Genomic DNA, 23,824 nt, shown 5'->3' on the forward strand with positions numbered 1-23,824 from the left:
GCACCCGCACCCGAACGCGTCGGCTCAACCTGCGGCGCACCCCGCGGCGCAGTCCGCGCACGTCCCGAAGATTTCGACAGTGTGGGCCACATTGACGTACCCGTGCTCGGCGGCGATGGCCTCCGCCCACTTCTCGACGGCGGGGCCCTCGACCTCGACGGCCTTGCCGCACACTCTGCAGACCAGGTGGTGGTGGTGCTCCCCCGTGGAGCACCGCCGGTACACCGACTCGCCCTCGGAGGTGCGCAGGACGTCCACCTCGCCGGCGTCGGCGAGGGACTGGAGCGTGCGGTACACCGTGGTGAGGCCGACCGAGTCGCCCTTGTGCTTGAGCATGTCGTGCAGTTCCTGCGCGCTGCGGAACTCCTCGACCTCGTCCAGGGCCGCCGCCACGGCTGCCCGCTGACGGGTCGAGCGGCCCTTCACGGGCTGTCCAGCGGTCGTCACCGGTTGCCTCCTCGCCTCTTCGCCTCTGCCGGGCCATTGTGCCAGCCCGGGCCGAGGGCGTTCAGACGCCGACCTCGTCGGCGGCCCCCCGGCCGGCCGGAATCGCGCACTCCGCCGGATCTCCCGCAGGGCGCCGGGCGGCGGCCGCGCGGGCGCGTCGGCGGGCCAGCGGGGTGGCCAGCACGCTCAGCGCGATGAACGCGGCGATGGTCAGCAGCACGATCGTCGCACCCGGCGGGACGTACTGGTAGTACGACGTGATCGTGCCCCCGATCGTCACCGTCACACCGATCGCGACGGCGATCGCGAAGGTGGCGGCGAAGCTGCGGCTCAGCTGCTGGGCGGCGGCGACCGGGACGACCATGAGCGCGGAGACCAGGAGCAGGCCCACCACGCGCATCGCGACCGTCACGGTGACCGCCGCGGTGACCGCCGTGAGCAGGTTCAGTGCCCGTACCGGCAGGCCCGTCACCCGCGCGAACTCCTCGTCCTGGCTGACCGCGAACAGCTGCCGGCGCAGGCCGAGGGTGACCAGCAGGACGAAGGCGGCCAGCAGGCAGATCGCGGTGACGTCGGACTCCGAGACCGTCGACAGCGAGCCGAACAGGTACGACATCAGGTTGGCGTTGGAGCCGCCCGGCGCGAGGTTGATCAGCATCACGCCGCCGGCCATGCCGCCGTAGAAGAGCATCGCGAGGGCGATGTCGCCGCGGGTGCGGCCGTACCAGCGGATCAGTTCCATCGCGATCGCGCCGAGGACGGAGACCGCCGTGGCCATCCAGACGGGGGACGCCGAGAGCAGGAAGCCGAGGCCGACGCCGGTCATGGCGACATGGCCGATGCCGTCGCCCATCAGGGCCTGGCGGCGCTGGACCAGGTAGATGCCGACGGCGGGGGCGGTGATGCCGACCAGGACGGCGGCGAGCAGGGCCCGCTGCATGAAGGCGTAGTTCAGGAAGTCCATCAGCTCAGCAGTCCCGTGCGCAGTGGTGTGTGCTCGTCGTGGGGGTGGACGTGGTCGTGGCCGGGCAGGGCGTGCTGGCCGACCGCGCGCGGTGGCGGGCCGTCGTGGAGCACGCAGCCGTCGCGGAGCACGACCGCGCGGTCGATCAGGGGCTCCAGCGGGCCCAGTTCGTGCAGGACGAGGAGGACCGTGGTGCCCTGGGCGACCTGCTCGCGCAGGGTCTCGGCGAGGATCTCCTGGCTGGCCAGGTCGACGCCCGCCATCGGCTCGTCCATGATCAGCAGCTCGGGTTCGGCGACCAGCGCGCGGGCGATCAGCACCCGCTGGTGCTGGCCGCCGGAGAGCGCCTCGACGTTGTCCCTGGCCCGGTCCGCCATGCCGACCAGGCCGAGGGCGTGCCGTACGGCCGCGTGGTCGGCCTTGCGGAAGAGGCCGAAGCGGGTGCGGGAGAGGCGGCCCGCGGAGACGACCTCGGTGACGGTGGCGGGGACGCCGCCGGCGGCGGTGGTGCGCTGCGGGACGTAGCCGATCCGGGACCAGTCGCGGAAGGTACGGCGCGGGGTGCCGAACAGGGATATCTCGCCGCCGCTCACGGGCACCTGGCCGATGACCGTGCGGATCGCGGTCGACTTGCCGGAGCCGTTCGCGCCGAGCAGCGCGACGACCTCACCGCGGCGCACGGTGAGGTCGATGCCGCGCAGGACGGGGCGCGAGCCCAGCTCGGCGGTGACGCCGCGCAGGGATATGACGGGCTCGCCGCTCATCTCGTCGTCTCCTCCTGTCACGTGGCGTGTCACTTGGCGCCCAGCGCCTGCTGGAGCGCCTTGAGGTTGGCCTCCTGGACCGCGAAGTAGTCCTTGCCGCGGGACTTGGCGGTGATGCCCTCGATCGGGTCGAGGACGTCCGTCTTGAGGCCGGCGTCGGCGGCGATGGTCTTGGCGGTCTTGTCGCTGACGAGCGTCTCGTAGAACACGGTGGTGACGCCGTCGGCCTTGGCCATGGTCTCCAGGTCCTTGACGCGGGCCGCGCTCGGCTCGGACTCGGGGTCGAGGCCGTTGATGGCCTCCTCGGTCAGGCCGTAGCGCTCGGCGAGGTAGCCGAAGGCCGCGTGGGTGGTGATGAAGACCTTGGACTTCGTGTTCGCGAGGCCGGTCTTGAACTGGGTGTTCAGGGCGTCCAGCTTCTTCACCAGGGCCGCGGTGTTCTTCTTGTAGTCGGCCGCGTGGTCCGGGTCGGCCTTCTCGAAGGCCTTGCCGACACCCTCGGCGACCTGGGCGTAGCGCACCGGGTCCAGCCAGATGTGGGGGTCGAGGCCGGACAGCTCCTTGTTCTCGGAGGTGTCGTGGGAGGCCGCGTGGCCGCCGACCTCGTTGCCGTGCTTCTCCAGCGTGGTCAGCGAGGCCGCGTCGATCTTCGTCTGCACCGACGACTGGGCGACCGCGTCGTCGACGGAGGGCTGGAGGTTCTTCAGGTAGAGGACCGCGTCGGACTTCTCGACCTGGACGATCTGCTTGGGGCTGATCTCCAGGTCGTGCGGTTCCTGGCCGGGCGAGGTGAGACTGGTGACGTGGACGTGGCTGCCGCCGATCCGATCGGCGAGGAAGGCCATCGGGTAGAACGACGCGACGACGTCGAACTTGCCGGTCTGGGCCGCCGTGGCGTCGCCGCCGCAGGCCGTGAGGGTGGCTATGCCGAGTGCGGTGACGGTGGTCGCGGCGGCCGCGGGTATCAGGCCTCGTCGTACGTTCATGAGAGTCATTTTCAACAAACATGGAAACCGTTGTCAACAAGCCTCGGTGAGAGGCCGGTAAGGGGATCCGATTTGGTTGAGGGGGAGGCCCCGCCGGTACGCTGAAGCATTCGCTCTGAAGCGTCTCGCTTCGTCGCCCGTCGTCGTAATGAAGAGAGCACCGTGGCCGCCGACAAGATCGACACCATCGTCAGCCTGAGCAAGCGCCGAGGCTTCGTATTCCCGTGCAGTGAGATCTACGGTGGTCAGCGCGCCGCCTGGGACTACGGGCCGCTGGGTGTCGAGCTCAAGGAGAACCTGAAGCGCCAGTGGTGGCGCTACATGGTGACGTCGCGCGAGGACGTGGTCGGCATCGACTCGTCCGTCATCCTGGCCCCCGAGGTCTGGGTGGCCTCCGGTCACGTCGCCACTTTCACGGACCCGCTGACCGAGTGCACCGCCTGCCACAAGCGGTTCCGCGCGGACCACCTGGAGGAGGCCTACGAGGCCAAGCACAACCGCCTCCCGGAGAACGGCCTGGCGGACGTGAACTGCCCGAACTGCGGCAACAAGGGCCAGTTCACCGAGCCCAAGCAGTTCTCGGGTCTGCTCTCCACCCACCTCGGCCCCACCCAGGACAGCGGCTCCGTCGCCTACCTGCGCCCGGAGACCGCCCAGGGCATCTTCACCAACTTCGCCCAGGTGCAGACCACCTCGCGCCGCAAGCCGCCGTTCGGCATCGCGCAGATGGGCAAGTCCTTCCGCAACGAGATCACGCCCGGCAACTTCATCTTCCGCACCCGCGAGTTCGAGCAGATGGAGATGGAGTTCTTCGTCAAGCCGGGCGAGGACGAGAAGTGGCAGGAGTACTGGATGGAGCAGCGCTGGAACTGGTACACCGGCCTGGGCCTGCGCGAGGAGAACATGCGGTGGTACGACCACCCGAAGGAGAAGCTCTCCCACTACTCCAAGCGCACCGCTGACATCGAGTACCGCTTCCAGTTCGGCGGCAACGAGTGGGGCGAGCTGGAGGGCGTCGCCAACCGGACCGACTACGACCTCGGTGCGCACTCGAAGGCCTCCGGCCAGGACCTCTCCTACTTCGACCAGGAGGCCGGGGAGCGCTGGACGCCGTACGTCATCGAGCCGGCGGCCGGTGTCGGCCGCGCGATGCTGGCGTTCCTGCTCGACGCCTACGTCGAGGACGAGGCGCCGAACGCCAAGGGCAAGCTGGAGAAGCGCACCGTGCTCCGCCTGGACCACCGCCTCGCCCCGGTGAAGGTCGCGGTCCTGCCGCTGTCCCGCAACCCCGAGCTGTCCCCGAAGGCCAAGGGCCTCGCCCAGGCGCTGCGGCAGAACTGGAACATCGAGTTCGACGACGCCGGCGCCATCGGCCGCCGCTACCGCCGCCAGGACGAGATCGGCACGCCGTACTGCGTCACCGTCGACTTCGACACGCTTGAGGACAACGCCGTCACGGTGCGTGAGCGTGACTCGATGAAGCAGGAGCGGGTGTCGCTGGACCAGATCGAGGGCTACCTCGCGGGCCGCCTGATCGGCAGCTGAAGCCAGTGAGCAGTACCGGTGCCGGGTCCCCGCGCGGGGCCCGGCACCGTCGTGTTCGCAGGCCCGTGTTCACAGGTCCAGGTCGGCGAAGAGCGCCCCGTGGTCGGACGCCTCGTTCGCCTTCGACGTCACCGTGTCGAACGACTTGAACGTCCTCGGCGCCCACACCCCGCGCCGCTCCACGTCCACGTGCCGCACCAGCCCCCACAGCTCCGGCGACAGCAGCAGATAGTCGATCTTCTGGCTGAGCGTGTGCCCGGTGCCGTACGTGCCGGGGTCGCCCGCGTAGCCGGGGTGGCTCATCACGTCCCGCAGCCCGGTGTCCAGCAGCAGCCGCACCGGCTCGCTGTCGGGGGAGTCGTTGAGGTCGCCGGCGACCAGGACGTGCGGGGAACGCTCCAGCGCGGCCTCGTAGATCTCCGTGACCCGCTCCGCCTGGGCCTTGCGCCGGGCGAGTCCGCCGCCGCGCTTGCTCTTGAAGTGGTTGCCGAGGATCCACAGCGGGGACCCGTCGAGATCGATCTCGTACTCCGGGCAGTCCCGGCTGAACACCGGCTGCCCGTGTGCGTCCTTGTCGGCGATGTGCGACCGTACCGACCTGATCGGCAGCCGGCTGAGGATCCCGACGTCGATGCCGCGGCTGTCGTTGCCGTCGATCAGCAGGTTGAACGGGTAGGGGCGCTTGTGCAGCAGCCCGCCCAGGATCTGGGTGTTGAAGCGGTCCAGCGAGAGCCGGTCCTCCACCTCGACCATCAGCAGCACGTCGGCGTTGATCTCGGTGACCACCCGGCCGGTGTTCTTCACGACGTCCAGGTCGACGTCGTCCTGCACCAGCTCGGCCCAACCGGCCCAGTGCGGGCGGCCCTTGGCGGTGACGGTGATGACCGGGTCGGCGTCGGGCCCGCTCTTCCTGAAGAGCTGGGCGGTGCCGCCCCGGGTCTGGTTGATGTAGATCGGCGGAGGGTTCTCCGGGTCCAGGTCGTAGGCCTTGTACTTCTCGATCAGCTCGGCGATCCGGTGCTTGTCTCCGTCGGAGTAGGCGGGATGGTCGAGAAGGGAGACCAACTCGGCGAACTCGTCGAGGACTTGCTTGCGCAGAGCGGCGTCCGCCAGGTCGAAGACCGTGGCCCGGCGGAACAGGTTCTCGGCGTTGAACGTGGCGATACGGAGCGTCATGGCCGTCTCCTCGGGCGGCGCGGAGTGCGCACGGCCGGCCGGCGGCAGGCGCCGCCGGGGAGACTGCTCGCCGACATCTCCATTCTCGGAGCCGGGGCGGGGTCTGTCGAACGGAGGGCGGGGACGGTCCCCGTCCGGCGTACCCCGCCCCGGCGGTCCGGGCTCAACGGCGCTGCAGCGCCTTCACGTTGTCGCCGAAGGTCCAGTTCTTCGAGCCGTCCCAGTTGACCGACCAGGTCATCAGGCCCTTGAGGGAGGTGCCGTAGTGGTTCCAGGCCTGGCTGACCAGGGACGGCGACATGTAGCCGCCGCCCGCTCCGGACTGGGCGGGCAGGCCCGGGACCTGCTTGTCGTACGGCACCTTGATCGTCGTACCCTGCACGACCAGGCCCTTGTTGAGGCAGTCGGTCTGCGCGGTGAAGCCGGCGACCGTGCCCGCCGCGTAGGAGTCGCCGGCGCAGCCGTACATGCTGCCGTTGTAGTACTGCATGTTGAGCCACCACAGGCGGCCGTTGTCGGCGTACTTCTTGACGATCGGCAGGTAGGCGCCCCAGATCGAGCCGTAGGCGATGCTGCCCCCGGTGACGTACGCCGTCTCCGGGGCCATCGTGAGGCCGAAGTTGGACGGCATCCGGGCCAGGATCCCGTCGATGATGCGGACCAGGTTGGCCTGGGAGGCGGAGAGCTGGGAGATCGACCCGCTGCCCACCAGGCCGGTCTCGATGTCGATGTCGATGCCGTCGAAGTTGTACTTCTGCAGGATCGGCACGATCGTCGCGACGAACCGGTCCGCCACGGTGGCCGAGCTGAGGTCGATGCCGGCCGTCGCGCCGCCGATCGACAGCAGGATCGTCTGGCCGGCCGCCTTCGCCGCGCACATCTCGGCGGGCGTCGCCACCTTCACGCCCGCGTCCATGCCGTCCTCCCACAGCGCGGTGCCGTCGGAGCGGATGACCGGGAAGGCCGCGTTGATCACGTTGTAGCCGTGGGCGGCGATCCGGGAGTCGGTGATCGGGGTCCAGCCGAAGGGCGGATGGACGCCGTTGGCCGAGCCGTCCCAGTTCTCCCAGTAGCCCTGCAGGACCTTGCCGGCGGGACGGGACTTGACCGCGCAGGTGTCGGCGGCCGAGGCGGTGGGCGCGGTGGCGATCGCGAGCGGGGCCAGTACGGCCGTGGTGAGACCGGCGGCGAGCAGGCGCAGCGTACGGCGGAGCATGAGCGGTCCTCCCGGTGGGGGTGCGGTGAGGTGTCGTAGACATGACAGTGCTCGTGGTCCAGACCTTCCGTCAATAGGTCTGGACCATTTCGGGAGGGGTGTGACGACTATGGAATGACAGATATTGAAATCTGTCAGCTGTCATGCCAAGGTGGAGCCATGACGACGCACACCCGTTCCCTCGGATCCACCGGCCCCCAGGTCTCCGCCCTCGGCCTCGGCTGCATGGGCATGTCCGCGCTGTACGGCGAGGCCGACCGCGCCGAGTCGATCGCCACCGTCCATGCCGCCCTCGACGCCGGCGTGACCCTGCTCGACACCGGCGACTTCTACGCCATGGGCCACAACGAGATGCTGATCGGCGAAGCCCTGCGCACCGCCCCCGCCGAACTCCGCGAGAAGGCGCTGACCAGCGTCAAGTTCGGCGCCCTGCGCGACCCGGACGGCGGCTGGAACGCCTACGACGGCCGCCCGGCCGCCGTGAAGAACTTCGCCGCCTACTCCCTGCAACGGCTCGGCGTCGACCACATCGACGTCTACCGGATCGCCCGCGTCGACCCGGACGTGCCGATCGAGGAGACGGTCGGTGCCATCGCCGAACTGGTGGAGAAGGGACACGTCCGGCACATCGGCCTCAGCGAGGCGAGCGTGGCGAACATCCGGCGGGCCGCCGCCACCGCGCCCATCTCCGACCTGCAGATCGAGTACGCGATCATCACCCGTGACATCGAGCGGGAGATCCTGCCGACCACCCGTGAACTGGGCATCGGCATCACCGCGTACGGTGTGCTCTCCCGGGGCCTGATCTCCGGCCACTTCACCCGCGACCGGCAGCTCGGCGCGGGCGACTTCCGGGCCTTCTCGCCGCGCTTCCAGGGCGACAACCTGCAGCACAACCTCGACCTCGTCGAGGCGCTGCGCAAGATCGCCGACGAGAAGGGTGTCACCGTCGCGCAGATCGCCATCGCCTGGGTGCTCTCCCGGGGCGACGACATCGTGCCGCTCGTCGGCGCCCGCACCCGCGAGCGGCTCGCCGAGTCGCTGGGCGCGCTGGACGTCACCCTGGACGCGGCCGACCTGGCGGCGATCGAGGAGGCCGTACCGGCGGACGCGGCGGCGGGCACCCGCTACCCGGCCGCGCAGATGAGCCACCTCGGCACCGAGCACTGACCACGCTGCCAGGTACCGTCTAGGCCATGGCAGCGACGTCCCCGACCCCGACCCCGGTCCTGACCGCCGAGCGCATCCTCGAGGCGACCGAGGAAGTGCTGCGCCGGCACGGCCCGGCGAAGGCCACCGTGGTGGACGTGGCCCGCGCGCTCGGCGTCAGCCACGGCAGTGTCTACCGGCACTTCCGGACCAAGGCGGCGCTGCGCGAGGCGGTGACCAAGCGGTGGCTGGACCGCACCTCCGCCGCGCTGTCCGGCATCGCCGCCGAGGACCGGGACGCCGAGACCCGGCTGCGCGACTGGCTGCGGGCCCTGTTCGAGGCGAAGCGCCGCAAGGCGGGCGCCGACCCGGAGCTGTTCGCCACCTACATGGTGCTGGTCGACGAGAACGGCCCCGCGGTGGGCGGCCATATCGCCGACCTGACCGGACAGCTCACCGAGATCGTCCGGGACGGGGTCGGCACGGGCGCGTTCACCGTCTCCGACCCCGCCGCCGCGGCCCGTGCCGTCTTCCACGCGACCGGCCGCTTCCACGACCCGGGCTACGCGCGCGAGTGGGAGCGGCCGGAGGCCGAGGCGGACTTCGCCTCGCTGGTGGAGCTGCTGGTACGCGGTCTCAGGTCACGTTGACCGTCACGGCAGGGGAGTAGACCTTCTTGCCGACCGCCGAGACCCGCAGATGCTCGGTGCCCACGGTGTTGAGCTTGGCGGTCAGCGAGTAGGAGCTGCCGTTCTTGGTCTTCGTGGTCGCCTTGAGCGGGATCCACTTGCCGCCCTTCTGGTGCTGGAGCACCAGCGGCCAGCCGACCTTCAGTCCCTGGGTGCGGCCGGTGAAGGTCACCGAGCCACCGGCGTTGACCGAGGTCGCGCTCGGCTTGATCGTGATCGAGGCCGTGGCGGACGGGGACGGGCTCGGCTTCGGCTTGGCCTCCGTGGCGAAGGCGCCGGCGCTGCCGGCCGACAGCAGGGCCAGCGAGAGGGCACCGGCGGCGAGGGCGCGGGACGCCGGGTGGCGGGGGGTGCGGTGCATGGCAGAGCTCCTGTCGAAGGGGACGAGGACTCATCCAGGCTTGGCCGGGTCGCGCCGGGCGGCGACCCGAACGGCCGTCCGGGCGGTTCCGCGAGGGGCGCGGGACGCCCTTTGAATCCGTAAAGTCCGCAGGTCGCGATATGTGCGCTGACCTCGCGATTCGCCCCGTCCCATGTCACCCGAACGGCGTAGCGGGGCGGGCTAGGCCGTGACCCGCCAGAAGTCCCGCATCAGCGGGGTCGGCGTCGGGCCGGTCATCGCCGCCTGGGTCATCAGGACCGTGACCGTGCCGGTGGCGGGGACCAGATGCGCGGTGGTGCCGGTGCCGCCGACCCAGCCGTACCGGCCCGGGACGTTCCAGGGGTCGGCCGGGGTCACGTCGACCTGGCCGCCGTACCCCCAGCCCTGGCCCTCCAGGAAGAGCGCGGCGGCGTCGCGCTGGGCCGCCGTGAGGTGGTTGGTGGTCATCCGGCTGACCGAGGTGGGGGTCAGCAGCCGGCGGCCGTCCGGGGCGGCCCCGGCGTTCAGGAGCAGCCGGGCGAACGCCAGCCAGTCGTCGGCCGTGGAGACCAGGCCCCCGCCGCCCGACGGGAAGCGCGGCGGCCCGCTCCAGCCCCCGTCCGGGGTGTCCGACAGCCGCAGGGTGCCGTCCTCGGCCGGGTGGTAGGACGAGGTGAAGCGGTGCCGCTTCGACGCCGGCACCTCGAACGCGGTGTCCCGCATGCCCAGCGGCTCGAAGACCCGTTCCGCGAGGAAGTCGGGGAACGTACGGCCCGACGCGCGCGCGACCAGGATGCCCTGTAGGGCGGACGAGGTGCCGTACAGCCAGGCCTCGCCCGGCTGGTGCAGCATCGGCACCCGGGCGAGCAGACCCAGCCAGGTGTCCGGGTCCGGCCAGTCCCGGAACGGGACGTCGTGCCGCTGCACCGCGATCAGCGCCCGCACGGCGGGCAGCGAGAAGTCGGCGGCCAGGCCCCAGCCGGCGCGGAAGCTGAGCAGGTCCTCGACGGTGACCGGGCGGTCCGCCGGCACGACGTCCTCGACGGGGCCCGTGGGAGTCCGCACCACCATCGGCTCCGCGAGCTCCGGCAGCCACTTCTCCACCGGATCGCCGAGCCCGATCCGGCCCTCGTCCACCAGCATCAGCACCGCCGCCGCGGTGATCGGCTTGGTGATCGACGCGATCCGGAACACCGAGTCCCGGGCCATCGGCGCCGACCCCTCGGCATCCACGTCCCCGACGGCCACCACCTCGACGTCCGCACCACGGGCGACGAGCCCGACGGCCCCCGGAACGGTCCCCTCCTCGACATGGCGGCGCAGAGTCGCCCGGAGCGCGGTCACGGTCATCGGTCGTCCTTCCCTCGGATGCGGTCGTCTGTACGACTCCCACTCCGGCGGAAAGTCATCGCGAGGGCTGCGCCCCCGCGGGGTCCACGGTGGCCTGGTGCGCCTCGGCCAGGTGCTCCTCCGCCTTCAGCCACGGCAGGAACTGCGCGCTCTGCTTCCAGCCGCAGGTGTCACACCTGATCGTCCGCTGGATACCGGTGCGCTGCACCCGAACCGTGTGCTCCCGCCCGTGCTGGTCCCACCGGCTCACCTTGCTCGAGTCGATCTGTGACATAACGCCTCCGGAATATGTGCCCGTTCTGCCGTTCGGCACGTGTCGACGGGAGGAGTGTGCAGCAAGACCAACATCAACGGGGATTTCTTCACACCGAGTTGGCCAAGCCGTGTCCGGGGGTCCGATCGCGGCCGCTGTGCAGGCATTTGGACCTTCGCGACCCAACCGTCGGACCGGGAAGCGGACTTGGTGTACCGGCGGAAACCCTGGACAGAAAATTGACCCTGGCTCAAGATGAGAGCGACCTTGTGAAGCGGCCACCGGCACGGAGAGGCGATGCTGCCGGATCCTCAACGTTTCCTGGCCGTCTCCGGCCGCCGGATCGCGCGCGCCGAGGGCGCGGCCCAGGTCGTCAGGGAACTCTGCCTGTCGACCGTACCGGACCTCGCGGACGGCGCGTTCGTCTACCTCGCGGACCGCCGGGCCGACCGGGGCGCGCCGCTGACCCTGCTGCTGGACGGGACACCGGCCGACCTCGGCGCTGTCATGGGCGGGATTCCCCCGGCCACGGCACAGGTGCCGTCCGACGGTGTGCTGGCCGGGTTCCTGCGCTGCGGCAGAACGCGGGGCAGGGGAGCGGACGACGACGTCGACAAGGCACTCCGTGAGCTGCTGGGGAAGGGTCCCCGGCTGCCGCAGGGGGACCGGGTGCTGCTCGCGCCGCTGCGCGCGACCGACGCGGTCGTGGGCCTCGCGGTGCTCCTGCGGCGACCGGACCGGGAGGACTTCGTGGCGGACGACATCGCCCTCGCCGACGCACTGTGCGCGCAGGCCGCGCTCGGCGTGAGCGAGGACACCGCCGCGGATCCCGTCGCCTCCGCCGTGCCGAAGGCCCCGGACGAGGACCGGCTGCGGTACGTCGGCGCCGCCACCCGGCGGATCGCCCGCGGCTTCGACACCGACGAGATCGTCCTCGGCCTGTGCCGGGCCGCCGTACCGACGTACTCCGACGCGGCCCTCGTCTACCTGCGCGACCCGCTGCCGGTCGGCGACGAACGCCCCACCGGACCCGCCGTGCTGCGGCTGCGCCGCACCGACCGGATGAAGGGCCCCGGCGCCGAGGACCTGGTCTGGCCGGCCGAGACGGTCGACGACGAGCAGGACGACCTCGACGCGGGCGACTGGAGCGAGGTGGTGCCCGGCGGCGCGCTCGCCGAGGTCCTGCGCGGGGTCCGGCCGGTGTTCGCCGACGACCGGGCGACCCGCGCCGCGCTCAGCGAACTCGTCGGCGAGGACAGCGCGTTGAACGGCTGGGCCGGTTCGCACGCCATCCTCGCCCCGCTGCGCGGCCGCCGCCGGGTCACCGGCGCCGTGGTCTTCCTGCGCCGCCCGGAGCGTCCCGCGTTCGAGCCCGCCGACCTGCTGGTCGCCGCCCAGCTCGCCACCCACACCGCGCTCGGCGTCGACAAGGCCGTGCTGTACAGCCGCGAGGCCTTCATCGCCGACCGGCTGCAGCGCGCGATGCTGCCGCAGGCCCTGCCCCGCCCCACCGGCGCCCGGCTGGCCTTCCGCTACCTCCCGGCGGCCGAGACCGCCCGGGTCGGCGGCGACTGGTACGACGCCATCCCGCTGCCCGGCAGCCGGGTCGCCCTCGTCGTCGGCGACGTCATGGGGCACTCCATGACCTCGGCCGCCGTCATGGGCCAGCTGCGCACCACCGCGGTGACCCTGGCGGGCCTCGACCTGCCCCCGCAGGAGGTCCTGCACCACCTCGACGAACAGGCCCAGCGACTCGGCACCGACCGCATGGCGACCTGTCTGTACGTCGTCTACGACCCGGTCTCGCACCGCATCACCGTCGCCAACGCCGGTCATCCGCCGCCCATCCTGCTGCACCCGGGCGGCAAGACGGAGGTCCTGTCGGTGCCGCCGGGCGCCCCGATCGGCGTCGGCGGCATCGACTTCGAGGCGGTGGAGCTGGAGGCGCCCGCCGGGGCGACCCTGCTCCTCTACACCGACGGCCTGGTGGAGTCCCGGCTGCGCGACGTGTGGACCGGCATCGAGCAGCTGCGCGAGAAGCTCGCCGTCACCGCCCAGCTGACCGGCCCCGACCGGCCGCCGCCGCTCGAAGCCCTCTGCGACGAGGTCCTCGACATGCTCGGCCCGGGCGACCGGGACGACGACATCGCGCTGCTCGCCGCCCGCTTCGACGGGATCGCGCCGAGCGATGTGGCGTACCGGACGCTGGACCCGGAGGACACCGCGCCCGGCCGGGCCCGCCGGTTCACCCGGCAGGCCCTGGCCGGCTGGGGCCTGGAGGACCTCACCGACACCGCGGAGCTGCTGGTCAGCGAGATCGTCACCAATGCCGTACGGCACGCCTCCCGCCCGATCAGCCTGCGGCTGCTGCGCACGGACGTGCTGCGCTGCGAGGTCGGCGACGACGTGCCGCAACTGCCGCGGCTGCGGCGGGCCTCGCCCGACGAGGAGCACGGGCGCGGGCTGTACCTGGTGAACCGGCTGGCGCGGCGCTGGGGCACGACCCGGCTGGGCACCGGCAAGATCGTCTGGTTCGAGCTGGGCGGGTAGCTCCGCCTCCGCTGGTGGCGCCGGGACGGACGGGTTGTTGTTCGGCTGCGGCGCCGTTGCGGCTGGTCGCGCAGTTCCTCGCGCCCCTGCGGGGCGCTGCCGAACCGGGGCTGGTTCAGCCGACCGTGCGGGGCAGGCGGAGGCTGAGGAGGCCGGTCAGTACCACCAGGCCCAGTTGGACCAGGAGGGTGGTGACGAGGGCGTCCCGCATGCCCTGGTGGGGGGCGAGGGAGAGGAACAGGGTGCCCAGGGTGGCGACGCCGAGGGCGAGGGCGGACTGCTGGGTGGTGACCATGACGCCGCTGCCGACGCCGGCCCGCGCGGGCGGGACCTCCGACATCACCAGCCGCAGCACGTTGGGGAGTTGGAGGGCCTGGCCGGCGCCGGCGATCGCGACCCCGGGGAGCAGCGCGGTGAAGTCCAGGTGCGGCCAGTCCCGCCGGGCGGCGAGGACGACCAGGACCAGGCCGACCGCCTGGAGCACCGACCCGGCGGACACCACCCGGCTGCCGTACCGGGCGATCAGCCGCGGTCCGGCGAGCGAGACGAACAGGAAGACGACGGCCATCGGGGCGAGCGCCAGCCCGGCCGGGACCGGGTCCATGTGCTCCCCGCTCTGCAGGGCCACGGCGATCACGAACATGAACCCGCTGAAGCCGACGGAGAACGGCAGCATCAGCACCAGGCCCCGGCGCAGCGAGGTGAGTTCGAACAGGCTCGGCGGGACCAGCGGGGTGCGTCCGGCCCGGTCGGCGCGGCGCTCCACGGCGTAGAAGGCGACGGCCACGCCCGGGAACGCGGCCAGCGACAGCCAGGTCCACAGCGGCCAGCCCGCGGCCCGGCCCTCGGTGAGCGGGGCGAGCAGGGTGAGCAGGGAGAGGGCGAGCAGCACGGTGCCGGGCCCGTCGACGGGTTCGGGCCGCTGCGACCTCGTCTCGGGCACGAACCGGGCGCCGAGCAGCAGCCCGACGAGCACGACCGGCACGTTGACGAGGAACACGGAGCGCCAGCCGGTGCCCGCGATGTCGGCGGCGACCAGCACCCCGCCGAGTATCTGCCCGGCCACCATGGAGAGGCCGGCGGTGGCGCCGTACAGGCTCATGGCCTTCGCGCGGCGGCCGCCGCTGGTGGCGGCCTGGATGGTGGCGAGGACCTGCGGCAGCATCGCGGCGGCCGAGGCGCCCTGGGCGACCCGGGCGGCCACCAGCGACCAGGCGCCGGGCGCCAGTCCGCAGGCCAGCGAGGTCAGTCCGAAGGCGGCCATACCGCCGAGGAAGAGCCGGCGGCGCCCGAACAGGTCGCCGAGCCGGCCGCCGAGCACCAGCAGCACGGCGTAGGCGACGCCGTACCCGGCGACGACGAGTTCCAGGACGGCCTCGCCCGCGTGCAGGTCCGTCCCGATGGTGGGCAGGGCGATGTTGACGATGAAGAAGTCGATGAGGGGCAGGGCCGCGGCCAGCAGGACGGTGAAGAGCCCGGGCCCGCCGAGCGCCGGTGGCGCGGACGGGGACCGTACGGTCGCAGGGGTGACGGTTTCGGTCATGACACCGAGCCTGCTGTGCCGCTCAGCCTGGTACCAGAGTCTGTTCATCCTGGTAGAAGAAGTACCTGGCAACAGGATCCGCGAGGCGGCAGGCTGGGACCATGACGACCTCGGCCCATGAGACGGCGGTCCCGGCGGCGGCTTCCGCGGCTTCCTCGGCTTCCGCAGCTTCCGCGGCGGCACCGGCGGCCCGCAGCGCCTGCATCCGCCGCAGCGAGCTGGCGGCCTTCCTGCGCAGCCGCCGGGAGCGGATCACCCCGGAGCAGGTGGGTCTGCCGCGCGGCACCCGCCGCCGCACCCCGGGGCTGCGCCGCGAGGAGGTCGCCCAGCTCTCCGCGGTCGGGGTGACCTGGTACACCTGGCTCGAACAGGCCCGGGACATCCAGGTCTCCGTCCAGGTCCTGGACGCCCTCGCCCGCACCCTGATGCTCGACGGCAGCGAGCGCGCCCACCTCTTCCAGCTGTCCGGTGCCATCGACCCGACCCCGGCCGCGAGCTGCACGGGCGTCACTCCGGCGCTCCAGGAGATGCTCCGGGCCCTGGAACCCATCCCGGCCTGCGTGCAGAACAGCCGCTACGACATCCTCGCCTACAACCGCACCTACGCCCGGCTGCTGTGCGACCTCGACGCGGTCCCGGCCGAGGACCGCAACTGCATGATCCTCGTGTACACCCACCCCGAGTGGCACCGCTCCATCGTGCACCTGGAGGAGACCCGCCGTCTGATGGCCGCGAAGCTCCGCGCCTCCATGGCCGGCCATCTCGGCGAGCCGGCCTGGAAGATGCTGGTCAAGCGGCTGACGGCGGAGTCCTCGGAGTTCCGCGCCAACTGGGAGCGGTACGAGGTGGTGGGCGTCCGCACCAGGACCAAGCAGTTCCTCAACCCGTACGTCGGCCTCCTCAACCTGGACCACACGGACCTGTGGCTGACCCCCGAGGCCGGGGCGCGGATGGTCACCTACGTGCCGACGGACGAGGAGTCGAGGCAGCGGCTGGACCAGCTGTACGCGATGGTGGCCGCCGGGCGCGGTTGAGTACGGGTACTCAGGACAGGGCACGGCCGTTCGAACCACCATGCAAGGAGGGGACGGAACACCACGACCGCAGGGGGCGACCGATGGGACCAGGTCTTGTCCGCACGCTGATACGGCTGACAGTCGGCAACCGTCTGTCGGCGGCCTATCTCACCCTGGTGGCCGTCGTCATCGCCAAGGCGACCGTCGACTCCCTGTTCGTCCAGGACCCGGACCCCGACTTCGCCTGGCTCTGGCCGCCGCTGGTCACCTTCCCCACGTTCCTGCCCGTCGCGGCGCTGGGCCGCACGGTCTGGGACCCGGCGATCATGCCGAACTGGTTCTTCGTCACCATGATCGTCGTGTCGGCCCTGCTGCAGTCCCTGGCCCTGGGCGCGCTGCGCCGGGCGGTGCGGACCCGCCACCAGCGCATGATCAGGTCCTGCTGACCGACGGGGGTCGTCCCGGACCCGAGGCCCTAGACCGGCTCTCCGGCGCCCACCACCTGGCGGATCTCCGCCGACTCCAGGCGCTGGGCCGCGCGTTCGGCCGTGGTGCGGGCCCAGCGGCCGTTCGTCAGGGCGCCGAGGGTGAGGACGGCGAGGCCGCAGCCCGCGAGGATCCACCAGCCGGGGCGGGCGGCGGTCACGAAGGTCGTGCGGTACGCGGACCCGGTGATGCCCGAGGCCAGCACCGCGCCGATGACCGCCACGCCCAGGGTCTGGCCCAGCTGCCTGCTGGTGGAGGCGACCGCGGCCGCGACGCCCGCCTGGGACCTCGGCATGCCGGAGACCGCCGTGTTGGTGATCGGGGCGTTCACGAAGCCGAAGCCGATGCCGAACACGACATACCCGAGGAACAGGGTGGTGTCGGAGGTCTCCGCCTCGAAGGCCGCGAACAGCACGGCGCTCGCGGTCATCGCGACACCGGCCACCACCAGCGGCAGCCGCGGACCACGGCTCGCGACCAGGCGGCCGGCGAGCGGGGCGCAGAGGAACATCGGGACGGCCATCGGCAGCATCCACAGGCCCGCGTGCAGGGCGTCCAGGCCGCGCACGTTCTGCAGGTAGAGCGTCGACAGGAAGAGGAAGCCGCCCAGGGACGCGAACGCGCTGATCGCGATCACGGTGGCCCCGCTGAACGGCGCCGAGCGGAAGAAACGCAGGTCGATGAGGGGTTCGTCGCGCCGGGGTTCGTACCAGAGCAGTCCGGCCAGGGCGGCGAGGGCCACCGCGGCGAACGGCAGCACGGTGGCCGCCCCGGCGGTCGGTGCCTCGATGATCGCGTACGTCAGCGAGCCGAACAGGGCGATGACCAGCACCTGGCCGACCGGGTCGGGCCGGCGGGCCTTCGGCGCCCGGGACTCCGGCACGAAGCGCAGCGTCAGCAGGACCGCCGCCAGGCCCACCGGGATGTTGACCCAGAAGATCGCGCGCCAGCCGACCGACTCCACCAGCAGGCCGCCGACCAGCGGGCCGGCGGCCATGGATATGCCGACCACCGCACCCCACACGCCGATCGCCCGGGCCCGCTCGCGCGGCTCGGTGAAGGTGTTGGTGATGATGGACATGGCGACGGGGTTGAGCATCGAGCCGCCCACCGCCTGCACCATCCGGAACGCGATCAGCGATTCCAGGTTCGGCGCGAGGGAGCACAGCAGCGAGCCGATCGAGAAGACGACCAGCCCGGTCATGAAGACCTTCTTGCGGCCGACCCGGTCGCCCGTCGAGCCCGCGAGCATCAGCAGCGAGGCCAGGACCAGGGTGTAGGCGTCGATGGTCCACTGCAGACCCGCCGTCGAGGCGTGCAGTTCGCGCTGCATGGACGGCAGGCCGACGTTGAGCGCGGTGGTGTCGAGGCTCACGATCAGCAGACTCATGCAGCAGATCGCGAGGACGAGCATCCGGCGGCGGGGGCTGAGCTCGGGCATGTCAGCCATCGTACGCCCGCTTCGATAGTGTGTCTAACTAATAGTGCCGCTAACTAATGACCGATACATGATCATTGGGCGCCCCGGACCGGCGCCTCCCGCGCATGCGCGACAATGGGGCAATGCCCACGCCCGAGTCGCCCCTCCAGATCGGCCCGCACACCGTCCTGCCGCCGGTCGTCCTCGCCCCCATGGCGGGGATCACCAACGCGCCCTTCCGGACCCTGTGCCGGGAGTTCAGCGGCGGCAAGGGGCTGTTCGTCAGCGAGATGATCACGACCCGGGCACTGGTCGAACGCAACGAGAAGACCATGCAGCTGGTCCACTTCGACGCCAGCGAGAAGCCACGCTCGATCCAGCTGTACGGCGTCGACCCGGCCACCGTCGGCAAGGCCGTCCGCATGATCGCGGACGAGGACCTGGCCGACCACATCGACCTGAACTTCGGCTGCCCGGTCCCCAAGGTGACGCGGAAGGGCGGCGGCTCCGCCCTTCCCTACAAGCGCAACCTCCTGCGCGCGATCCTCCGCGAGGCCGTCGCCGGCGCCGGCGACCTGCCCGTCACCATGAAGATGCGCAAGGGCATCGACGACGACCACATCACCTACCTCGACGCCGGCCGGATCGCCGTCGAGGAGGGCGTCACGGCGATCGCCCTGCACGGCCGCACCGCCGCCCAGCACTACGGCGGCACCGCCGACTGGGAGGCCATCGCCCGCCTCAAGGAGCACGTCCCGGAGATCCCCGTCCTCGGCAACGGCGACATCTGGTCGGCCGAGGACGCGCTCCGCATGGTCCGCGAGACCGGCTGCGACGGTGTGGTGGTCGGCCGCGGCTGCCTGGGCCGCCCGTGGCTGTTCGCGGACCTGGTCGCCGCCTTCGAGGGCCGCCCCGAGGACGTCCTGAAGCCGGCCCTCCGTGAGGTCGCCGACATCATGGTCCGGCACGCCACCCTGCTCGGCGAGTGGATCGGCGACGAGTCCAAGGGCGTCGTCGACTTCCGCAAGCACGTCGCCTGGTACCTGAAGGGCTTCGCGGTCGGCAGCGAGATGCGCAAGCGTCTCGCCATCACCTCGTCCCTGGCCGAACTCCGCGCCGGCCTCGACGAACTCGACCTCGACCAGCCCTGGCCCACCGGCGCCGACGGCCCCCGCGGCCGCACCTCCGGCAACAACCGCGTGGTCCTGCCGGACGGCTGGCTGAAGGACCCCTACGACTGCGCGGGCATCGGCGAAGACGCGGAACTGGACACTTCCGGCGGCTGAGCGCCCCGTAAGGGGCGCTGGGGGTCCCCCCGGCCGAAGGCTGGGCGAGGAACTGCGCGACCGGCCACGACGGCGCCGCGGCCGGGCTGATCGCGGCGCTTCCGCCGGAGCCCTAGTTCGTCTTCGGGTGCGGAGTGGACCCGTACGCCGTCAGGAACTTGTCGCGGAAGGCGCTCATCTTCCACACCGGGGCGTTGTGCGCCGGGCGCAGCCCGTCGGTCCAGTTCCAGGAGTCGATCGCGTCAAGCACCTTCGGGTCCTTGGCGACGATCGAGATCGGCACGTCCCGGCTGGCGTGGTTGCCGCTGACCCGGGCGATCGGCTGGTGGTCGCCGAGGAAGACGAGCACCGTGTTGTCGTTGCCGTAGCGCTCCAGCCACTCGGTGAGCGCGGTCACCGAGTACTGGACCGACTTCCCGTACTCCTGGCGGGACTTGGTGGTGTCGGCGATGACGTCGGACGCCTTGTTGCCGGCCTTCTGGATGGCGTCGAAGATCGAGCCGTCGCCCAGCTGGTCCCACGGCACCATCTTCGGGATCGGCGCCCACGGCTGGTGGCTGGAGGTCAGGATCACGAACGACATCCGGGACTTGCCGTCGGCCGGCTTCTTGCTGTGCACCCGGTCCTGGAACTGCTGCAGCGCGTACTGGTCGGGCATCGTCGACCAGCTGAACTTCGGTCCCTTGTAGCCGAGCTGGAAGGCGTTGTAGACCTTGTCGAGGCCGTAGTAGCTCTGCTCCGGCCAGCCCTTCTGGATACCCGGCATCACGCCGACGGTGTCGAAGTCGCCGGTCTTCTGGAACGCCTTGGTGATGGAGAGGTGGTTGCTCGCCATGACGGTCCGGTAGCGCTGCTGGTTGCTGACCCACAGCCCCGACATGGTCGTGGAGTGGCCGAGCCAGCTGCTGCCGCCGTACGTCGCCGACGTCAGCCAGCCGCTCTTCGCGTGGAAGCCGGCCTTCGCGAGGGCCTGGGTCCGGACGGCGAGGGTGCTGTCGACGCCGGGTGCCTCGATCGGGTCCTCGATGGCGCTGCGGCCGTAGCTCTCGATGAACGTGAAGACCACGTCCTTGCCGCGCAGGCTGGTCAGCAGCTGGTCGGGCGGGGTGTTCCCGAAGGCGTCGACCTTGGCGACCTTCCGGAACTCCGCCTCGTCGTGCAGGGTGTCCTTCACCTGGCGTGCCTTGATCTCCAGCGTGGTCGCGGTGCTGTCGGCGGCGAGCGGCACACCGCCGGCGAGCTGGACGCCGAAGGAGGAGCAGGTGATCCAGACGACACCGGCGATCAGCGTGCCGCGGGTGGCCCGACCGGGGTGCCGGGCGAGCAGGTTGCTCAGCCGGATCGTCGCCAGCGCGAGCAGCACGAAGATCAGCAGCACGAGGACGACGGCGCCGACGCTGACCGCGAGGGTGGCCGTCCGGCCCAGCGTGTCCTCCAGGTACGACTCCGCGTCGCCGAGCAGGCTCCAGTCCAGGATGGCGTTGAAGCTCCGGCCCAGGTACTGCTTGAACCCCATGTCGAGCGCGTTGACCAGGGTCAGCGCGCCCAGCACCACACCGAACACCGCGGCCAGCACGATCCGGGGCCGCCGGGGCAGCGCCAGCGCGACGGCCGCCGCGATGATCCCCTCGGACGGCAGCCGCACGAACTTCGCGGGCCCCAGCTCGACCACGGTGTTCGGCATCACCAGCGCCCCGATCACGAGCGCCGCGCAGAGCACGTCGACACCGACCGACAGCGCCGTGGCAGCCCCGGGATGCGCCTCCCGCCACTTCTCCCGCCGCTCCCGAACCCGCCCACTCCAGGCGGCCCAACCCCGGCGACGGGGGCGGGAGATGTCGGGCACGGGGGCCGCTTCGGCGGAGCTTGCCGGGGCGTCGGCAGCCTCCGGTTCCGACCCGACTTCAGCGACGGCCTCAGGGTCGCTCCCGGCCTGGGCCTCGGTGTCCGCCTCGGAGGCGGCTTCGGCGTCGGCCTCGGATCCGGCGTCGGCCTCGGATCCCGAGTCGGCCTCGGCCTGGGTCTCGGGGTCCGCCTCGGAGGCGGCTTCCGCTTCGGCCTTGGATCCGGCGTCGGTCTCGGAAGCGGCGCCGGTGGCGTCGGCCTCGGAAGCGGCGCCGGTGGCGTCGGTCTCGGATGCGGCTTCGGTCTCGTCGGCGGCTATGGACTCGGGTTCGGCCTCAGGAGCGGCCTCGGCCTCGGACGCGGTGTCGCTCGACTCGTCCCCGGCCGCAGGAGTCCCGGGCACACCGGAAGCCGCTTCCCGCTCGGACCTCAGCACCTCGGACTCCTCCGGCGTGGCTTCGCGCTCGGACGGCCCGGACGGTGTGTCCGATGGCTGGCGAATGCTCGTGTGCTGAGACAACCCGGAGGTCCTTCCGTGCGAGACCCGTAAAACGGAGGCGGCGGACCAACGCTGGGGAGGCCTGGGCCCGCCAACTTTCCGTACGTCTTGCGCATGACCCCTGTTCAGGGCCAACGGCAAACACCGGGCAAACGCATATCAACTCGCGCCCCAAACAAGCGCCCCGCAGGGGCGCGGGGCTGTGCCGATATGCGGCTCCGCCGCGGGGCGCGACCAGCCCCCACCGGCCCGCAGCCTACACACGACCCTCCACGGCCCCCTACGCCCCACCCACCGCGGTCAGCAACGCCAACGGCGCCGCCGCCGACCGCGATTCCCGCACACACGCGTGCGGATACGGCACCGGCTCCGGATGCGTGTCCCTCCCGTACCCGGCCAGCACCTCCGGCAACCGGTGCCCGCCCGCCGTGGCCGCGTCCACCAGCCCGTGCGCCACCGCCCGCGCCTCGTCGTGCAGCCCGTACCGCGCCAGCCCCAGCGCGATCAGCGCGTTGTCGTGCGGCCACACCGATCCCCGGTGGTACGACAGCGGGTGGTACGCCGCCTGCCCCGCGGCCAGCGTCCGCACCCCCCAGCCGGAGAAGAAGTCCGGCTCCAGCAACCGCCGGCCCACCACCTCCCCGTACTCCTTGTCCAGCAGCCCGGACCACAGCAGGTGCCCCGCGTCCGAGGCGAGCGCGTCGACCGGCTGGCCCTCCCCGTCGAGGGCCAGCGCCGGGAAGGAGGACTCGTGCATCCAGAAGTCCCGCTGGAACCGGTCCCGCAGATCGGCGGCGGCCTGCTCCAGGAGCGCGGCATACGTCTCGTCGGCCCACACCGTCCGCGCCACCCACGCCGTCCGGCGCAACGCGTCGTACGCGTACCCCTGTGCCCCCGCGGCCATCACGGTGCCCATCGGCCGGCTGCCGTCGGCGGAGCAGATCGCGCCGGGGGAGTCCTTCCAGTTCTGGTTGGCGAGGCCGCCCTTGTCCGCGCGGTAGACGAGATAGCCGCGCGAGGTCAGTCCGCCGTGGTCCAGCATCCAGCCGACGGCCGCCCGGGCATTGCGCTCCAGCCGCCGGGCCAGCTCCACGTCCCCGGTCTGCTCCACGTACGTGCCCAGCAGGATCAGGAACAGCGGGGTGGCGTCGACGGATCCGTAGTAACGGCCGTACGGCACCTGCCCGAAGTGGGCCAGCTCGCCGTGCCGTACCTCGTGGACGATCTTCCCGGGCTGGGCCACGGAGTGCGCGCCGGCCTCGGTCGCCTGGGTGGCGGCGAGCGCGGGGAGGGTGGCGGCGGCCAGCCGGGGGCGGTAGGGGAGGGCGAAGAGGGAGGTGAGGAGGGCGTCGCGGCCGAGCAGGGTGAGGAACCAGGGGGCGCCCGCCGCCGGCACCTTGAGCTCCTCGCCGTCCGGGCCGGTGGCCGGCACCTGGAGGGTGGCGAGGTCGGCGAGGCCGCGGGCGCAGGCCGCCGCCAGCTCCGGCCAGCCGGTCGGGAAGGCCACGCCTTCCACGAACTCGCCTTCCAGAGCCAGGAGTTGCTCGTTGAGCGCGGCCGGGTCGCGCGGTACGCGCAGCGCCCGCCGGTCGCCGTGCGGGCGGCCGATCACCCGGACGACCAGCTCGGTCGTGCCGTGCGGGGCGAGTTCCAGCGTCCAGACCATCCGCCGGGCCCCGGTGCCGGTCTCCTCCACGCCGTCCGGCGCGGGCTCGGCGGTGATCGTCGTGACGGACCGCCATTCGCCCCTGCGGTAGGTGAACTCCAGTCCGTCGTCGAGGACCTGGCGGGAGCGGACGGCACCGGACTTGGTGTAGGTGCGGTGGTCGGCGCGGAGTTCGAACTGGTCGGTGAAGTCCGCGTCGGCGGTGATCGCGAGGCGGATCGTGGTGGGCACCGGGCGGTTGCTGGTGACCCGCAGGGATTCGACGAACGAGCCGTCACCGACGGCCTGTTCACGGAAGAGCGTGTGCGCGGGCGGTTCCTGGCGGCCGCCGCGCGGGACCAGGACGCAGCGGGTGCCGTCCCCGTCGCCGACCGGTGTGAGCACCTCGGGCAGTGCCCCGTCGACGGTCAGCTGCCAGCGGCTGAGGTGGCGGGCGTCCCGTACGAATAAGCCGTCCGGGGAGCCCCCGCCCCGCACGCCGCTGATGTCGCCGCGGTCGTCCACGGCGGCGAACGTCGCGCCGTGCACGAGCAGATGATGCCGGTCCGTCATCCCCGGTCCCCTCCTTCGTCCTTCAGGTCGAACGTGCGGTGTCCATCGAAGACACCTCGTT

The 23,824-nt window shown here is 71.7% G+C and carries 20 protein-coding genes; 7 read left to right on the forward strand and 13 right to left on the reverse strand.

What is annotated here, in order from left to right; all coding sequences use genetic code 11:
- Positions 1 to 24 precede the first annotated feature (24 nt).
- From ACIPSJ_RS03580 to ACIPSJ_RS03595, 4 genes are all read right to left on the reverse strand, one after another.
- Entirely contained in the window at positions 25 to 447 is a 423-nt protein-coding gene (locus ACIPSJ_RS03580; protein WP_359218235.1) for a transcriptional repressor, read from the reverse strand.
- A gap of 61 nt (positions 448 to 508) precedes the next feature.
- Complete coding sequence (locus ACIPSJ_RS03585) at positions 509 to 1,411, reverse strand: metal ABC transporter permease (RefSeq protein ID WP_355710731.1); 903 nt, start codon at positions 1,409 to 1,411, stop codon at positions 509 to 511.
- A complete protein-coding gene (locus tag ACIPSJ_RS03590) occupies positions 1,411 to 2,175 on the reverse strand; it encodes a metal ABC transporter ATP-binding protein (protein ID WP_359218237.1) in 765 nt (254 codons plus the stop codon). The genes ACIPSJ_RS03585 and ACIPSJ_RS03590 overlap by 1 nt, the downstream gene beginning before the upstream one ends.
- Before the next feature lie 29 nt (positions 2,176 to 2,204).
- On the reverse strand, positions 2,205 to 3,161 hold the full coding sequence (locus ACIPSJ_RS03595; RefSeq protein WP_401343083.1) for a metal ABC transporter substrate-binding protein: 957 nt from the start codon (positions 3,159 to 3,161) through the stop codon (positions 2,205 to 2,207).
- Between the two features lie 162 nt (positions 3,162 to 3,323).
- On the opposite strand from ACIPSJ_RS03595, the gene ACIPSJ_RS03600 reads away from it, so the two are divergent.
- Positions 3,324 to 4,706 (forward strand): glycine--tRNA ligase, encoded by a 1,383-nt coding sequence (locus tag ACIPSJ_RS03600; protein WP_355710728.1) that lies wholly within the window; start codon positions 3,324 to 3,326, stop codon positions 4,704 to 4,706.
- Between the two features lie 69 nt (positions 4,707 to 4,775).
- Here the strand turns inward: ACIPSJ_RS03600 and ACIPSJ_RS03605 are convergent, their stop codons facing one another.
- Both ACIPSJ_RS03605 and ACIPSJ_RS03610 read right to left on the reverse strand, forming a co-directional pair.
- Positions 4,776 to 5,882, reverse strand: coding sequence for an endonuclease/exonuclease/phosphatase family protein (locus ACIPSJ_RS03605; RefSeq protein ID WP_401343086.1), 1,107 nt, complete (start codon positions 5,880 to 5,882; stop codon positions 4,776 to 4,778).
- A 163-nt stretch (positions 5,883 to 6,045) separates the two neighbouring features.
- A complete protein-coding gene (locus tag ACIPSJ_RS03610; RefSeq protein WP_359218244.1) occupies positions 6,046 to 7,098 on the reverse strand; it encodes a chitinase in 1,053 nt (350 codons plus the stop codon).
- 159 nt (positions 7,099 to 7,257) lie between these two features.
- Here ACIPSJ_RS03610 and ACIPSJ_RS03615 point away from each other — a divergent pair, with 159 nt between their 5' ends.
- Both ACIPSJ_RS03615 and ACIPSJ_RS03620 read left to right on the forward strand, forming a co-directional pair.
- Positions 7,258 to 8,268: an aldo/keto reductase gene (locus ACIPSJ_RS03615; RefSeq protein WP_359218246.1), complete on the forward strand. Its 1,011-nt coding sequence runs from the start codon at positions 7,258 to 7,260 to the stop codon at positions 8,266 to 8,268.
- Positions 8,269 to 8,294: 26 nt separating this feature from the next.
- On the forward strand, positions 8,295 to 8,897 hold the full coding sequence (locus ACIPSJ_RS03620; protein WP_359218248.1) for a TetR family transcriptional regulator: 603 nt from the start codon (positions 8,295 to 8,297) through the stop codon (positions 8,895 to 8,897).
- Here the strand turns inward: ACIPSJ_RS03620 and ACIPSJ_RS03625 are convergent.
- The 3 genes from ACIPSJ_RS03625 to ACIPSJ_RS03635 all read right to left on the reverse strand — a co-directional run bounded on the left by ACIPSJ_RS03625 (position 8,884) and on the right by ACIPSJ_RS03635 (position 10,921).
- Positions 8,884 to 9,297, reverse strand: coding sequence for a hypothetical protein (locus ACIPSJ_RS03625; RefSeq protein WP_359218250.1), 414 nt, complete (start codon positions 9,295 to 9,297; stop codon positions 8,884 to 8,886). The genes ACIPSJ_RS03620 and ACIPSJ_RS03625 overlap by 14 nt on opposite strands.
- Positions 9,298 to 9,498: 201 nt before the next feature.
- Entirely contained in the window at positions 9,499 to 10,647 is a 1,149-nt protein-coding gene (locus ACIPSJ_RS03630; protein WP_401343090.1) for a serine hydrolase domain-containing protein, read from the reverse strand.
- A gap of 55 nt (positions 10,648 to 10,702) precedes the next feature.
- Positions 10,703 to 10,921 (reverse strand): hypothetical protein, encoded by a 219-nt coding sequence (locus ACIPSJ_RS03635; RefSeq protein WP_355710723.1) that lies wholly within the window; start codon positions 10,919 to 10,921, stop codon positions 10,703 to 10,705.
- Positions 10,922 to 11,197: 276 nt separating this feature from the next.
- On the opposite strand from ACIPSJ_RS03635, the gene ACIPSJ_RS03640 reads away from it, so the two are divergent.
- Positions 11,198 to 13,450 (forward strand): SpoIIE family protein phosphatase, encoded by a 2,253-nt coding sequence (locus ACIPSJ_RS03640; RefSeq protein ID WP_401343092.1) that lies wholly within the window; start codon positions 11,198 to 11,200, stop codon positions 13,448 to 13,450.
- Positions 13,451 to 13,565: 115 nt separating this feature from the next.
- Here the strand turns inward: ACIPSJ_RS03640 and ACIPSJ_RS03645 are convergent, their stop codons facing one another.
- Positions 13,566 to 14,993, reverse strand: a complete 1,428-nt coding sequence (locus ACIPSJ_RS03645; RefSeq protein ID WP_359218255.1) for an MFS transporter — start codon at positions 14,991 to 14,993, stop codon at positions 13,566 to 13,568.
- Between the two features lie 101 nt (positions 14,994 to 15,094).
- On the opposite strand from ACIPSJ_RS03645, the gene ACIPSJ_RS03650 reads away from it, so the two are divergent.
- Together ACIPSJ_RS03650 and ACIPSJ_RS03655 are read left to right on the forward strand one after the other, a co-directional pair.
- Positions 15,095 to 16,027, forward strand: coding sequence for a helix-turn-helix transcriptional regulator (locus ACIPSJ_RS03650; RefSeq protein WP_401343095.1), 933 nt, complete (start codon positions 15,095 to 15,097; stop codon positions 16,025 to 16,027).
- 83 nt (positions 16,028 to 16,110) lie between these two features.
- Entirely contained in the window at positions 16,111 to 16,455 is a 345-nt protein-coding gene (locus ACIPSJ_RS03655) for an SCO4225 family membrane protein (protein WP_359218259.1), read from the forward strand.
- A gap of 29 nt (positions 16,456 to 16,484) precedes the next feature.
- On the opposite strand, the gene ACIPSJ_RS03660 is transcribed toward ACIPSJ_RS03655, so the two are convergent.
- Complete coding sequence (locus tag ACIPSJ_RS03660; RefSeq protein WP_359218261.1) at positions 16,485 to 17,936, reverse strand: MFS transporter; 1,452 nt, start codon at positions 17,934 to 17,936, stop codon at positions 16,485 to 16,487.
- A 122-nt stretch (positions 17,937 to 18,058) separates the two neighbouring features.
- On the opposite strand from ACIPSJ_RS03660, the gene dusB reads away from it, so the two are divergent.
- On the forward strand, positions 18,059 to 19,201 hold the full coding sequence (gene dusB, locus ACIPSJ_RS03665) for a tRNA dihydrouridine synthase DusB (RefSeq protein WP_401343098.1): 1,143 nt from the start codon (positions 18,059 to 18,061) through the stop codon (positions 19,199 to 19,201).
- Between the two features lie 112 nt (positions 19,202 to 19,313).
- Here the strand turns inward: dusB and ACIPSJ_RS03670 are convergent, their stop codons facing one another.
- Entirely contained in the window at positions 19,314 to 21,482 is a 2,169-nt protein-coding gene (locus ACIPSJ_RS03670) for a sulfatase-like hydrolase/transferase (protein WP_401343100.1), read from the reverse strand.
- Between the two features lie 343 nt (positions 21,483 to 21,825).
- Positions 21,826 to 23,763 carry a glycogen debranching N-terminal domain-containing protein gene (locus ACIPSJ_RS03675; protein ID WP_401343102.1) on the reverse strand — a complete coding sequence of 646 codons (1,938 nt, stop codon included), beginning with the start codon at positions 23,761 to 23,763 and terminating at the stop codon, positions 21,826 to 21,828.
- Positions 23,764 to 23,824: the final 61 nt, after the last annotated feature.

It is taken from the genome of Streptomyces sp. NPDC090088, from assembly GCF_044747345.1.
GTDB lineage: Bacteria > Actinomycetota > Actinomycetes > Streptomycetales > Streptomycetaceae > Streptomyces.

Coding starts and splice junctions, on each gene's coding strand:
- ACIPSJ_RS03585 (WP_355710731.1), bottom strand. CDS start 1,411: ATGGACTTCCTGAACTACGCCTTCATGCAGCGGGCCCTGCTCGCCGCC.
- ACIPSJ_RS03590 (WP_359218237.1), bottom strand. CDS start 2,175: ATGAGCGGCGAGCCCGTCATATCCCTGCGCGGCGTCACCGCCGAGCTG.
- ACIPSJ_RS03595 (WP_401343083.1), bottom strand. CDS start 3,161: ATGAACGTACGACGAGGCCTGATACCCGCGGCCGCCGCGACCACCGTC.
- ACIPSJ_RS03605 (WP_401343086.1), bottom strand. CDS start 5,882: ATGACGCTCCGTATCGCCACGTTCAACGCCGAGAACCTGTTCCGCCGG.
- ACIPSJ_RS03610 (WP_359218244.1), bottom strand. CDS start 7,098: ATGCTCCGCCGTACGCTGCGCCTGCTCGCCGCCGGTCTCACCACGGCC.
- ACIPSJ_RS03615 (WP_359218246.1), top strand. CDS start 7,258: ATGACGACGCACACCCGTTCCCTCGGATCCACCGGCCCCCAGGTCTCC.
- ACIPSJ_RS03620 (WP_359218248.1), top strand. CDS start 8,295: ATGGCAGCGACGTCCCCGACCCCGACCCCGGTCCTGACCGCCGAGCGC.
- ACIPSJ_RS03625 (WP_359218250.1), bottom strand. CDS start 9,297: ATGCACCGCACCCCCCGCCACCCGGCGTCCCGCGCCCTCGCCGCCGGT.
- ACIPSJ_RS03630 (WP_401343090.1), bottom strand. CDS start 10,647: ATGACCGTGACCGCGCTCCGGGCGACTCTGCGCCGCCATGTCGAGGAG.
- ACIPSJ_RS03635 (WP_355710723.1), bottom strand. CDS start 10,921: ATGTCACAGATCGACTCGAGCAAGGTGAGCCGGTGGGACCAGCACGGG.
- ACIPSJ_RS03640 (WP_401343092.1), top strand. CDS start 11,198: ATGCTGCCGGATCCTCAACGTTTCCTGGCCGTCTCCGGCCGCCGGATC.
- ACIPSJ_RS03645 (WP_359218255.1), bottom strand. CDS start 14,993: ATGACCGAAACCGTCACCCCTGCGACCGTACGGTCCCCGTCCGCGCCA.
- ACIPSJ_RS03650 (WP_401343095.1), top strand. CDS start 15,095: ATGACGACCTCGGCCCATGAGACGGCGGTCCCGGCGGCGGCTTCCGCG.
- ACIPSJ_RS03655 (WP_359218259.1), top strand. CDS start 16,111: ATGGGACCAGGTCTTGTCCGCACGCTGATACGGCTGACAGTCGGCAAC.
- ACIPSJ_RS03660 (WP_359218261.1), bottom strand. CDS start 17,936: ATGCCCGAGCTCAGCCCCCGCCGCCGGATGCTCGTCCTCGCGATCTGC.
- dusB (WP_401343098.1), top strand. CDS start 18,059: ATGCCCACGCCCGAGTCGCCCCTCCAGATCGGCCCGCACACCGTCCTG.
- ACIPSJ_RS03675 (WP_401343102.1), bottom strand. CDS start 23,763: ATGACGGACCGGCATCATCTGCTCGTGCACGGCGCGACGTTCGCCGCC.